Origin of the sequence: Nitrobacter winogradskyi (genome assembly GCF_006539545.1) — a bacterium.
Taxonomy (GTDB): domain Bacteria; phylum Pseudomonadota; class Alphaproteobacteria; order Rhizobiales; family Xanthobacteraceae; genus Nitrobacter; species Nitrobacter winogradskyi_A.
Genome location: NZ_BJNF01000080.1, coordinates 13,048 through 25,736 on the forward strand (window position 1 = coordinate 13,048; position 12,689 = coordinate 25,736).

The 12,689-nt window shown below is 62.7% G+C and carries 12 protein-coding genes; 7 read left to right on the forward strand and 5 right to left on the reverse strand.

The features are described from left to right. Window positions 1-68: 68 nt before the first annotated feature. On the reverse strand, window positions 69-407 hold the full coding sequence (gene fdxA, locus NWI01_RS14170) for a ferredoxin FdxA (protein WP_141384560.1): 339 nt from the start codon (window positions 405-407) through the stop codon (window positions 69-71). Between the two features lie 330 nt (window positions 408-737). Between fdxA and NWI01_RS14175 the strand changes: the two genes are divergently transcribed. The 7 genes from NWI01_RS14175 (at window position 738) to NWI01_RS14210 (ending at window position 6,681) form a co-directional block, all read left to right on the forward strand. After that, entirely contained in the window at window positions 738-1,043 is a 306-nt protein-coding gene (locus tag NWI01_RS14175) for a 4a-hydroxytetrahydrobiopterin dehydratase (protein ID WP_141384562.1), read from the forward strand. 96 nt (window positions 1,044-1,139) lie between these two features. Next, window positions 1,140-1,520, forward strand: a complete 381-nt coding sequence (locus NWI01_RS14180; protein WP_141384563.1) for a YkvA family protein — start codon at window positions 1,140-1,142, stop codon at window positions 1,518-1,520. A gap of 359 nt (window positions 1,521-1,879) precedes the next feature. After that, window positions 1,880-2,428 (forward strand): invasion associated locus B family protein, encoded by a 549-nt coding sequence (locus NWI01_RS14185; protein ID WP_141384565.1) that lies wholly within the window; start codon window positions 1,880-1,882, stop codon window positions 2,426-2,428. A 263-nt stretch (window positions 2,429-2,691) separates the two neighbouring features. Next, window positions 2,692-3,885, forward strand: coding sequence for a 23S rRNA (adenine(2503)-C(2))-methyltransferase RlmN (gene rlmN / locus NWI01_RS14190; RefSeq protein WP_141384629.1), 1,194 nt, complete (start codon window positions 2,692-2,694; stop codon window positions 3,883-3,885). A gap of 36 nt (window positions 3,886-3,921) precedes the next feature. Beyond that, window positions 3,922-4,398 carry a hypothetical protein gene (locus tag NWI01_RS14195; RefSeq protein WP_141384566.1) on the forward strand — a complete coding sequence of 159 codons (477 nt, stop codon included), beginning with the start codon at window positions 3,922-3,924 and terminating at the stop codon, window positions 4,396-4,398. Between the two features lie 192 nt (window positions 4,399-4,590). Further along, a complete protein-coding gene (locus NWI01_RS14205) occupies window positions 4,591-5,379 on the forward strand; it encodes a phosphatase PAP2 family protein (protein WP_141384568.1) in 789 nt (262 codons plus the stop codon). 72 nt (window positions 5,380-5,451) lie between these two features. After that, window positions 5,452-6,681, forward strand: a complete 1,230-nt coding sequence (locus NWI01_RS14210) for an argininosuccinate synthase (RefSeq protein WP_141384571.1) — start codon at window positions 5,452-5,454, stop codon at window positions 6,679-6,681. A gap of 102 nt (window positions 6,682-6,783) precedes the next feature. Here NWI01_RS14210 and NWI01_RS14215 read toward each other — a convergent pair whose 3' ends face one another. The 4 genes from NWI01_RS14215 to sdhD all read right to left on the reverse strand — a co-directional run bounded on the left by NWI01_RS14215 (window position 6,784) and on the right by sdhD (window position 12,689). After that, a complete protein-coding gene (locus NWI01_RS14215; protein ID WP_141384573.1) occupies window positions 6,784-8,709 on the reverse strand; it encodes an OmpA family protein in 1,926 nt (641 codons plus the stop codon). Between the two features lie 785 nt (window positions 8,710-9,494). Continuing rightward, the gene (locus tag NWI01_RS14225) at window positions 9,495-10,277 is read right to left on the reverse strand and encodes a succinate dehydrogenase iron-sulfur subunit (protein ID WP_141384579.1); all 783 of its coding nucleotides are present in this window, start codon (window positions 10,275-10,277) and stop codon (window positions 9,495-9,497) included. A 210-nt stretch (window positions 10,278-10,487) separates the two neighbouring features. Further along, window positions 10,488-12,311, reverse strand: coding sequence for a succinate dehydrogenase flavoprotein subunit (sdhA, locus tag NWI01_RS14230; protein WP_141384581.1), 1,824 nt, complete (start codon window positions 12,309-12,311; stop codon window positions 10,488-10,490). Window positions 12,312-12,314: 3 nt separating this feature from the next. Then, the gene (sdhD, locus tag NWI01_RS14235; protein ID WP_181410497.1) at window positions 12,315-12,689 is read right to left on the reverse strand and encodes a succinate dehydrogenase, hydrophobic membrane anchor protein; all 375 of its coding nucleotides are present in this window, start codon (window positions 12,687-12,689) and stop codon (window positions 12,315-12,317) included.

The following is a 12,689-nucleotide window of genomic DNA, read 5'->3' on the forward strand; positions in this document are numbered from 1 at the left end:
AAAACGCCATCGCTTTTCGCCGCCCCGATATCTCGGCGCGCGATAGCAACGGCGCGGCGGGCGTTCGCTCAGTCGCCTTGACCGGGATTCGCTGAAAAATACTGCTCCAGCTTGCCGGCGACGCCGTCGAAGGTTTTTGCGTCGGCAGGCGCATCGCGCTTGATGGTGATGTTCGGCCAGGCCGCGGAATATTCGGCGTTCAGCTTGAGCCAGTTTTCGAGGTCCGGCTCGGAGTCAGGCTTGATGGCCTCGGCCGGACATTCAGGCTCGCACACGCCGCAGTCGATGCACTCGTCGGGATTGATGACGAGCATATTGTCGCCTTCGTAGAAGCAGTCGACCGGACATACCTCCACACAATCCATGTATTTGCACTTGATACAATTTTCGGTGACAACGAAGGTCATCTCGAAGACTCCGCGAAGGCAGATAAGGAAGCGCGACGAACATCGGCGCAAACCCTCACGTAAGCGCGGTTCCGCGATGCCCGTTCTCGATATAGGCCGTATATATCAACAAACGCCTTAGCCAAGGCGTTATATCACCGTGCTGGCGTGGAAACGCCGGGCGGAGACTTGTTTATAAGATACATCGTAAATAGCCCTTATATGCTCAATCCCGGCCGGAAGCAACATTTCATGGGATTCTTCGGGGGCGGCAGGCTCCGCTTCGCCCTGAAAACACGCCAATGTGAAGCGAGCCCAGAACCTGTTCCCAACCTGCGAAAGGACAAAAACATGGTGGAGCGATTGTCGGATGAAGCACGAAGCAGAGCGCTCAAAGAACTGCCGGGCTGGTCGCCGGTCGCGGGTCGCGAGGCCATCACGCGTACTTTCACGTTCCGGGACTTCAACGAGGCTTTCGGCTTCATGACCCGCGTCGCGCTGGTCGCCGAAAAGAGTGACCACCACCCGGAGTGGCGCAATGTCTACAGGACGGTGGAGGTCGTGCTCGCGACCCACGATGCCGGCGGCGTCACCGAGCGCGACATCAGGCTGGCGGAGGCGATGAACACGATCGCAGGACAGCGCGGCGGGATTTGAGCGAGGCGATCCTGTGATCTTGCAGCGGAGAAACATAGTTCCCACTTTGTAGGTGCGGCGGCATTGACGAACCGCGACATAAGTTCGGGAACCTTGATGACGGCATCGAAACACAGTGTGGGATTTGAGCCGGCCGATCGGCTGGCGCAGGACCGCGACAATGTGCGCCGGCGGTTCTGGGGCAAGCTGAAGCGCGTCGTTGCTCATGTGCCCTTCGCCGAAGACTTGTTGGCTGCCTACTACTGCGCATTCGACAAGCAGACGCCGCGTCATGTGCAGGCGTCGCTGCTCGGCGCCATCGCCTACTTCATCATCCCGCTCGATTTCGTTCCCGACATGCTGCCGGTGCTCGGCTTCACCGACGACGCCGCGGTGCTCGCGACGGCGATCAGGATCGTCGCCGCGCATATCACGCCGGAGCATCGTGAGGCCGCGCGCGCGGCATTAAAGCGCGGGATAGAGAACGAAGCGGCGTGACGCCTCAGGCCATGCCGATACCCACGCTTCATGATGAAGGCGTGGCTCCTGTCGCGATCGCTTTAGCATTTCCGGCGAAGTGGGTATCGGTTTCGCCGCAAGAAAATGCGACCAGACAATCATTTCCAGAGCATGGTCCAACTTGATCGGATCACGTTCCAAACATCGCATGACTTCGTCACGCGATCGTGCGCGGCGTCATTGCGTGCCGCCGAGCCGGGCGGAGAACTTGCGAATCGTGCCGCGAGCCGCAAGGATAGGCCGCCTTCACAAATCAGGCGTTTCCAGTTATCCCCGGTGATGTGTGATCCGCGCACGTCAAGCCATCTTCCAGCACAAATGATGAAGGACGAGATTTGATGATGTCTATGCGGCAATTGCTGACAGTTCTGGTGGGAAGTCTGCTCGCAGGTGGGCTCGGCCTTGCTCCCGCATTCAGCGCACCGACAGCCGGCAGTTCCGAGCCGACGCTGCTGGGACAGTTCGGCGCATGGGGCGCCTATACCGCCTCGCCTAATGGCAAGAAAGTGTGTTTCGCTCTCTCCAAGCCGACGTCTTCAAAGACCACTCCGCCGAATCGGCCGCGCGATACGGCCTATGCTTTCGTTTCGACCCGGCCGGCGGAGAAGGTGACGAACGAAGTATCGGTCACAATGGGCTATCCGCTCAAGCCGGGCTCGGAAGCTACGCTCGAGGTCAGCGGTACAAGCTACGCGATGTACACCCAGGGCGACGGCATCTGGATCAAGAGCGCGGCTGATGAGGATCGGTTGATCGATGCCATGCGCAAGGGCTCGGAAGCGACCGTCAAGGGCGTGTCGTCGAAGGGGACGCAAACCACGGATGTGTTTTCCCTCAAGGGACTGTCCCAGGCGCTGGACAAGGTCGCGCAGGATTGCAAGCGCTAGAATACGATCCAGATCCGAAGGGCCGCGCCAGCGCAAAGTGGAAACTGGCTTTCGAATAGGATTGTGCTCGGTCGGAAGAACGGGATGGGGTCTGGTTCAACGCGGTTGAATCAGACCCCATCATTGCTGTCCTTGCTACGTTTACCGGCTTTTCAGCGGGCGCTGGAAAGCCTATGTCATGCTGCATGACCGAGACGCCCGGCAACCTGAGCACCATACCGACTGAGACAGACATCGCGGCGAGCAAACCGGGTGCGCCCGGAATGGCGACCGGCGGCGCTCCTCTGGAGAAAGTCGCGCTCGAAACCTACGTGCCGCCGGCGAAGCCTTCGCTGATCGGCTTGTCGCGCGCGGAGATTGCCGAGCGGTTCGCCGCCATTGGCATCCCGCGGGAGCAACGCAGGATGCGGGTGCAGCAACTCTGGCACTGGATGTATGTTCGCGGGGCCCGCACCTTCGCCGAAATGACCAGCGTGTCGAAAGACATGCGTGCTGAACTCGAAAAGCACGTCACGGTCGATCGTCCCGAAGTCGTTGCCGAACAGATTTCCAGCGATGGAACACGCAAATGGCTGCTGCGGCTGCCGAGCGGTAACGATCTCGAAAAGCCGCATGAAGTCGAATGCGTCTACATTCCCGAGACCGACCGCGGCACGCTGTGCGTCTCGTCGCAGGTCGGCTGCACGCTGAACTGTTCCTTCTGCCACACCGGTACCCAACGCCTGGTGCGCAATCTTACGGCGGGCGAGATCGTCGGCCAGATCATGGTTGCGCGCGATCGTTTGAACGACTGGGCCGACCGCGAGACGCCGCATGGCAATCGTCTTGTCACCAACATCGTGATGATGGGGATGGGTGAACCGCTTTACAATTTCGACGCGGTTCGCGACGGGCTTCTGATTGTAGCCGACAACGAAGGCATCGGCATCTCGAAGCGGCGGATCACGCTGTCGACGTCGGGCGTGGTTCCGAACATCGTTCGCGCCGGCGAGGAGATCGGCGTCATGCTGGCGATCTCGCTACATGCGGTGCGCGACGAGTTGCGCGACGAACTGGTGCCGTTGAACCGCAAGTATCCGATCGCCGAACTGATGCAGGCGTGCCGTGATTATCCGGCGGCCTCCAACGCAAAACGGATCACGTTCGAATATGTGATGCTCAAGGGCGTCAATGATTCGCTTGAGGACGCCAGGCGGCTGGTGAAGCTGCTCAAGGGCATCCACGCCAAGATCAATCTGATTCCATTCAATCCGTGGCCGGGCACACGCTATGAGTGCTCCGACTGGGATCAGATCGAGAAATTTTCTGAATACGTTTTCAACGCCGGGTACTCCTCCCCGGTGCGCACGCCGCGCGGCCGCGACATTCTGGCCGCCTGCGGACAACTCAAGTCCGAAACCGAGAAGCTGTCCGCTCGTGAGCGTCAGGCGCTCCGCGCCATGGCGATGACGGATTAAGGGGATGAGGGCCATCATCGCGGATGGATTGCCGTCATGGCGCTGATCGGCCGGCTGTTTGCGATTTTGTTCGGGCTCCTGGCGGCGTGCTTCGTTGCGGGGACCATCGTCGTGGTGGCGCTGCTCTATCCCGAGTTCAGCGATCTCGACGTCGCCCCGCCGAATCCGGATACGCTGGATGTCGTTCTCGGATTCGGCTTCATCTTCGTGAGTGGCTTTGCGTTCTTGCCGGCGATGATTGTGGTGCTCATCACCGAAGCCTTCTCGATCCGGCGCATACTGGCCTACGCCGTCGGCGGCGCGATTTGCGGTGCGGCCTGTTATCTTGGCCTGGTCCCGTTCGACCCCGAGACCATGCGGTTTGATGGCATCGTGCGCCGCCACCTCGAAATCATGACCGGAGCCGGTGTTGTCGCTGGCCTCACTTATTGGCTGATCGCCGGGCGCAATGCCGGCGCATGGCGTGAAGCTCCACGAGGTCCGCGGCCCCCCGATTTGCCGTCGCGGACCTGAGCTGCCCTCGGCCTTTTCATGCCTGTAGCCATAAACCTTGTGATCGAGCATGATCTTATCCGAAAACCGGTTTCCACTTTGCGCTGGCGCGGCCCTTGGGGTCGGGATCATGCTCGAGAGTCTTTCATTTGACGCGTTTTCTTCACGCGAACCGGATTCCACTTCGCTCGAAAACGCTATAAACCGCGCTCCATGAACCGCGCCGGCTTATTCATTGCGCTTGGACTTGCGCTTGTGATCGGGGTCGTATTCGGGATTCATCCCGAATACGATCTCCGTCTCGCGGCGCTGTTCTATGATTCCGCGACCGGGACTTTTCCGCTCAAGTCCGATGCGCTCGCTTCGTTCGCGCGCAATGCCGCGATGTGGGTGGCGTGGGGGTTCGCGGTCCCCGCCATCGTCGCGCTGGCGGTCAAGATGTTTCGCCCTGATCGCCCGTTGATGATGTCCGGCCGGGCTGTTGTGTTTCTGCTGATCACGATGCTGCTCAGCGCGGGAATCCTCACCAACCTGACGTTCAAGACCTATTGGGCCCGGCCACGCCCCGTGATGGTGACGGAGTTCAGTGGCCCGTGGAAGTTCATGCCCTGGTGGGATCCGCGCGGCGAGTGCGGCCGGAACTGCTCTTTCTTTTCCGGCGAGGGCGCGACCGCGTTCTGGACGCTGGCCCCGGCGGTGCTGACGCCGCCCGCGTGGCGGCCGTTGGCCTATGCGGGGGCGATCGCGTTCGGCGCGGTCACCAGCGTGCTGCGAATGGCTTTCGGCGGTCATTTCTTCACCGACGTGGCGACGGCGGGCCTGGTAGCGTTTCTGGTGATCTGGCTGGTGCACGGCTACATCTACCGCTGGCCGTCAACCCGCAAGAGCGACGCCGGGATCGATGCCGCGTTGACCCGCTTCGCCTGGCCGGGCTATCGCCTGCGGCAGCGATGGCGCGGCCGCGATGTCGGCCCCGCGCCCGCGCCAGAGAAGCCGGTATGAGCGTTCGGACCTTGCACGGGGTCCGGTTCCGCCTATAGTCCCGCCGAATTCACGTCATCCCACAGGATTTCCATGAGCAAGAAGGTGAAGAAGGTCGTGCTCGCCTATTCGGGCGGGCTCGATACCTCGATTATCCTGAAATGGTTGCAGACCACCTACGGTGCCGAGGTCGTGACCTTCACCGCCGATCTCGGTCAGGGCGAGGAGCTTGAGCCCGCGCGCAGGAAGGCGCAGTTGCTCGGAATCAAGGACGAGAACATCTTCATCGAGGACTTACGCGAGGAGTTCGTTCGCGATTATGTGTTCCCGATGTTCCGCGCTAATGCGGTTTATGAGGGGCAATATCTGCTCGGCACTTCGATCGCGCGCCCGCTGATCGCGAAGAAGCAGATCGAGATCGCGGAGAAGGTTGGCGCCGACGCCGTGGCGCATGGAGCGACCGGAAAGGGCAATGATCAGGTCCGTTTCGAGCTTGGCTATTATGCGCTCAAGCCCGACATCACCATCATCGCGCCGTGGCGGGAATGGGATCTGCGTTCGCGCGAGCACCTGATCGCGTTCGCTGAACAGCATCAGATTCCGATCGCCAAGGACAAGCGCGGCGAAGCGCCGTTCTCCGTGGACGCCAATCTGCTGCATGCCTCCAGCGAGGGCAAGGTGCTGGAAGATCCGGCGCAGGAAGTGCCGGATTACGTCTATTCGCGCACCATCGATCCGGAGGCGGCGCCGGACCAGCCGACCTACATCACCATCGATTTCGAGCAGGGCGACGCCGTCGCCATCGATGGCGGCAAGATGTCTCCCGCCACCTTGCTCGCGAAGCTGAACGAACTCGGCCGCGCCAACGGCATCGGCCGGCTCGACCTGGTTGAGAACCGTTTCGTCGGCATGAAGTCGCGCGGCATGTATGAGACGCCGGGCGGCACCATTCTTCTGGTTGCCCATCGCGGCATCGAGCAGATCACGCTGGATCGCGGCGCGGCGCATCTGAAGGATGAACTGATGCCGAAATACGCCGAGCTGGTCTACAACGGCTTCTGGTTTTCGCCGGAGCGCGAGATGCTGCAGGCCGCGATCGACCAGAGTCAGCGTTACGTCACCGGGCAGGTGCGGCTGAAACTCTACAAGGGCAACGTCATCCTGGTCGGCCGCGACAGCGAATATTCGCTGTACGATCAGGACCTCGTCACCTTCGAGGAGGGAGCCGTGGCCTATGATCACCGCGACGCGGCCGGCTTCATCAAGCTCAATGCGCTGCGGTTGCGCACACTCGGCCAGCGCAAAAAGAAACTGGGGCTATAGGCGCATCGCGAGCCCGCGTAGGACGACAGCGGCAACTGGCTCCAACAAGGACAAAAACGGCCGGGATCACTCCCGGCCGTTTCGTTTTGCTTCTGCTCTCGATCAGTTGGGCGGCTGCTGATACCCCGCGGCCTGCCCGCCGTTCAGGAGCGGCGTGATACGACGGACCGTGACGCGCCGGTTCTCCCGCGAGGGACCGTCGGTCTGGATCTTCAGGTTCTGCTCGCCATAGCCTTGCGTCACCAGATTCTCGGGCGGCACCTGGAATTGCTGCGTCAGCAGCTCCGCGGCCGATTGCGCCCGGCGATCCGACAGCGAAAGGTTGTCGACGTCGTTGCCAACGGCGTCGGTGTGGCCTTCAATCAGGAACACCTCGCCTGGATTGCGCGAGACCACACGGTTGATGCCGTCGGCGATCACCTGCAGTTTCGCGGCCTGATCGTCCGAGATATCCCACGATCCGGTCTCGAAATTGATGGTGTCGAGATCGATGCTCGGCATCCGCGCGCGCACCATCGGGCTGTAGCGAACTTCATCGAGCGTATAAGGACGCTGGATCGACTCCACCGGCGGCGCCATCAGGGTGTCGTAGATCACCTCAGGCGGCGCGCCTTCCGCTTCGACGATGTAACGATCGGGCGGAATCCCGATATGCGGCGGCGGCAGCGATACGAAGTAGCTGCCGATCGCGCCGGCCGCTATGCCGGCGGCGACGCCTGCGGCGAGCGCACCGCCCCGGCCGCCGTGGCCGGGATGCCTGTTGTCGATGATAACGATCTCCTGACCGCGAGGGTCACGGCGGATTCGTTGCAGCATCCGTCCGTCGCGATCGTTGACGGTGATGATCTGCGTGCCGTCCTGCCGCACCACAATGTTACGGGTGTCGTTACCGACGCGCTCCTGCCGGATATCCCGCGCCCCGCGACGGAATCGATCACTTTCGTTGTGCCGGATGAACGATTGTCCGCTCGGATCACGCACGATCACGCGACCCGGTTCGGTGATGATGGTGCGGCCACCCTGCTGCGTCTCCTGCCGCCTGGAACGAAAATCCTCGATGCGGCGGGGTCCCTGTGGCGCGGCGCCGGGCGCCACGACCTTGTCGGCGACCGGCGGTGGCGGCGGCAGGGGAGCGGTGACAGTCGGCGGCGCCTGGGGGGCACGAGGCGCGCCTGCCGGTCTTGCGGTCTGGTTGGCGGAGGTCGGAGGCTCAGATCCGGCCTTGGTCCCGTTCGGGTTGGGGGAGGGGCTGGCGGCAGGGACGGCCACGGGTGGGGTCGCCGGCGCGGGCGGCGTAGCCGGTGCCGCGCGGGGCGATGCCGGGGCTGCGTCCGGCGCGGATTTTGGAGCTTCAGACGGCGATCCAGCCCCAGCCGCCGGGGTTGTCTTCGGCGCGGACGCTGCGCCCTTCTGAGGCTCGCCGGGACCACCGGGTTCGCCGCGGTTGCGCTCGAATCTGCCACGGCCTCGCTCGTCGCGACGCATTGCATTCGGCTCCGCGCCGGCAGGTGGCGTCGTGGGTCGCGTGGCTTGTGGCGGCGCGATCGGAGCGGACGTCGCCGGAGCGGAATTCATGGCAGCCGGCGGCGTGCCCTTCGGTGGAGAGGGCGGTGCGACGGCTGATGGCGTGGGCGGCTTCGGGGCAGCCGGAGGTGTGGCTGGCTGAGGCGATGGCGCGGTTCTAGGCGTCTCTGGAACCGCGGGAGGCGTTGCCCGCTGCGGCAATGTTGTCGGCCGCGACGGCGGTGCCGCCGGGGGTATGGCGGGTCGCGGCGGAGCGGCCGCTGGAGGCTCCGGCGCCCTGGGTCGCGCATGAGGCGGCGGTGCCGCGGGCGGGCTTGATGTTGCTGCCGGACCACCGGGGGCGGCTTTCGGCGGTCCCTTCCGCTTGTCCTTGTCGCCGTTCTCTGTCGAAGGCGTTGCCTGCGCGAACTGGACCGGCCCGGATTGCGCCTGTGAGGGCGTCACCGTCAGCGACGAGAGAGTGAGAGCCGACGTGGCGAGCAGGAGCAGGCGAAAATGCGTCATGACCATTTCTTCCAACAGAGATTTTGGCAGCAGGCCCAGCCTGCCGTCAGTGAGCGGGGAACCGATCAATCGATAGCGATAAGGCTGTAGTGTGGCAGCGATCCGTTTTCGCGCCGGTGGATCAAACCATGCCGCATTCGTCGCCCGTCATTCTCCGATCCGGATTGCACCGACCCGGATGGATCGCGCGTCTTCGCATCATGTCTGGTGGAGCACCTGCATGGTAGCGGGAGGTTGCGCGGGGGGTGTCGGAGGATTCTGCGGCGGCAGCTCATCGGGCATCTGGCCGGGTAATTCCTGCGGAGGGACGGGCGCATCCGGTTCGTGTCTTGGCGGCGGAATGTCTGGCCCAGGCTGGGGGCTTCCGGGCGGGTCTTCGCGAGGCGGCTCCTTCGGACGGCCAGGTTCCGCGGGCGGCACTTCTGTCGGTTCATCCCCCATCAGGCCTCTCCATTCGGCTTTTCAAATGACAGGTCTTATCCGGCAATCTCGGACGATTTGCTCCGGACCTGAAACGCTGGAAGCATGATCCCGCAAAGTGGAAACCGGTTTTCGGAAAAGATCATGCTCAAAACAAAAGATAAGCGACGAGTCTGATCCAACGCGTTTTCCTCACGCGAACAGGTCATCCGCTTCGTTCGAAACGCTATAACAGTTTCGGCGCTGTGATGTTCCCGAGGTTGCTGTTCGCGACCATGACGACGCGCCTTCGGCTGCCGACATCCGCGCAGGCGGCTGCGCGCGCAGGAACGTCGCGTCGGTTGCGAATCGTCATCGAACGGGAATCAGACCTGACGCTCGACCAGCTTCAACTTCAGCGTGGCGATGGCTTCCGCCGGATTCAAACTCTTCGGACAAGCCTTGGTGCAATTAAGGATGGTGTGGCAGCGATAGAGCCGGAACGGATCCTCGAGATAGTCAAGACGCTCGCCGGCGGCCTCGTCGCGTGAGTCGGTGACCCAGCGCGCCGCTTGCAGCAGGGCGGCGGGGCCGAGGAAGCGATCGCTGTTCCACCAGTAGCTCGGGCATGCCGTCGAGCAGCAGGCGCACAGGATACATTCGTAGAGGCCGTCGAGCTTTTCGCGATCCTCGCGGCTCTGCCGCCATTCCTTCTGCGGGGTAGACGTCGTGGTCTTCAGCCACGGCTCGATCGAGGCATACTGCGCGTAGAAATTTGTCAGGTCGGGAACGAGGTCCTTCACGACCGGCTGGTGCGGCAGCGGATTGACCTTCACCGCGTCGCCGGAAATGTCGTGCAGCGACTTGGTGCAGGCCAGCGTATTCTGGCCGTTGATGTTCATGGCGCAGGAGCCGCATACACCCTCGCGGCAGGAGCGGCGGAAGGTCAGCGTCGGGTCGATATGATCCTTGATCCAGATCAGGCCATCGAGCACCCTCGGGCCGCACTCGTTGAGATCGACATGGAAGGTATCGACCCTTGGATTCTCGTCGTCGTCGGGATTCCAGCGATAGACCTTGAATTCGCGGGTCTCGCTCGCGCTTTCCGGCTTCGGCCAGTTTTTGCCCTCGGTCACCTTTGACTTTCTCGGAAGCGCGAACTTAACCATCGGTGCGTCCTTGCTGTCTGTCCGTCATTGCAGGCCTCATCCGGCAATCCACCTGCTCGCGACGGATGCGCGGATCATGGTCGCGCATGACGTTACTATAGCGTTTTCGCGCGAAACGGATACCGGTTCGCGCGGAGAAAACGCGTTAAATCAAGACCATGGCGCCTCGCTTCTGATGCCGTCGGAAGCGATGAACGCCCTTGCTTCGAATCAATACACCCGCGCCTTCGGCGGGATGGACTGAACGTCGTTTGTCATCGTGTAATCGTGTACCGGGCGATAGTCGATCGTGGTGACGCCGCGATCGCTGAGCCGCGCCAGCGTGTGTTTCATCCAGTTCTGATCGTCGCGTTGGGGATAGTCCTCGCGCGCATGGGCGCCGCGGCTCTCTGTGCGGTTGGCGGCGCAATCCATCGTCACCACCGCCTGGGAGATGAGATTGTCATATTCCATCGTTTCCATCAGGTCCGTGTTCCATACCAGCGAGCGATCGAACACGGCGATGTCGGAAATTCCTTCGTGGACCTGGTGAATCAGTTTCTGGCCTTCAGCCAGGGTATCCTGGGTGCGGAAGACGGCGCAGTCGGCCTGCATCACGCGTTGCATGTTTTCGCGCAGCCTGGCGGTCGACGTGCCGCCGGCGGCGTAACGAAATTTGTCGAGACGTCCGAGCGCCATGTCGCTGGAGTTCGCGGGAAGATCAGGTTGCTCGGCATTGGCGGTGAGCTTTTCGGCGCAGCGCCGGGCGGCGGCGCGACCGAACACCACGAGATCGATCAGCGAGTTGGAGCCAAGGCGGTTGGCGCCGTGCACGGAGACACAGGCGGCTTCGCCGACCGCCATCAGGCCCGGCACGACCGCGTTGTCGTTGCCGTCCTTCCTGGTGACCACCTCGCCGTGGAAGTTGGTGGGGATGCCGCCCATGTTGTAGTGCGCTGTCGGCAGGATCGGGATCGGCTCGCGGGTAACGTCGACGCCGGCGAAGATCTTCACCGTTTCCGAAATGCCCGGCAGCCGTTCGTGCAGCACTTTCGGGTCGAGATGGTCGAGGTGCAGGAAGATGTGGTCTTTCTTCTTGCCGACGCCGCGGCCTTCGCGGATTTCGATCGTCATCGCCCGCGAGACGACGTCGCGCGAGGCGAGGTCCTTGGCGGACGGCGCGTAGCGCTCCATGAAGCGCTCGCCCTCGGCGTTGACCAGGTAGCCGCCTTCACCGCGCGCGCCTTCAGTGACGAGGCAGCCCGAACCGTAGATGCCGGTCGGATGGAACTGGACGAACTCCATGTCCTGTAACGGCAGGCCGGCGCGCAACGCCATGCCGCCGCCGTCTCCGGTGCAGATATGCGCCGAGGTGCAGGAGGCATAAACCCGCCCATAGCCGCCGGTTGCGAGAATGGTGGTCTGGGCGCGGAAGCGGTGCAGCGTGCCGTCGTCGAGCTTCAGCGCGATCACGCCGCGGCAAGCGCCCTGATCGTCCATGATCAGGTCGATGGCGAAGAACTCGATGAAGAATTCGGCGGCGCGGCGCAGCGCCTGGCCGTACATCGTGTGCAGCATGGCGTGACCGGTGCGGTCGGCGGCGGCGCAGGTGCGCTGGGCCTGGCTCTTGCCGTAATCGATCGTCATGCCGCCGAACGGGCGCTGGTAGATCCTGCCGTCTTCAGTGCGGGAGAACGGAACGCCCCAGTGCTCGAGTTCGTAGACCGCCTCCGGTGCGTTACGCACCATGTATTCGATGCAATCCTGATCGCCGAGCCAGTCCGATCCCTTGACGGTATCGTACATATGCCAGCGCCAGTCATCCTTGTGCATGTTGCCGAGCGAGGCGGAAATGCCGCCCTGCGCCGCTACGGTGTGTGAGCGGGTGGGAAAAACCTTGGTGATGCAGGCGGTACGCAGGCCGGCCTGGCCGCAACCTACGACGGCCCGCAGTCCGGCTCCGCCGGCGCCGACGACGACGACGTCATAAGTATGGTCTTCGATGGGATAGGCCTTGCCGTTGACGGCCGCCGCCGCGTTGCCGTTTCCGGCCATGAACTAAACTCCGGATGACAATTTGAAGATGGCATAAGCGGCGGTGAGCGCCAGGGTCACGGAGAAAAAGTTGTTCGCCATGATCGACGCCAGTTTCAGCTTTCCGTCGTGCACGTAGTCCTCGATGATCACCTGCATCCCGATCTTCATATGCCAGATGCTGGCGACCACGAACAGCAGCATGATGATGGCGATCGGCGGCGAGCCAAGAATCTGCGCCGCGCCCGCCTGGTTGCGGCCGAGCAGGATCATCATCACCACGACCATCGGTACGATGAGCAGGATCATGGCGACCGAAGTGAGTCTCTGACGCCAGAAATCCGTCGTGCCGGAATGGGCCGAGCCATGGTTGCGTACCCGCCCCAGCGGGGTCCGCAT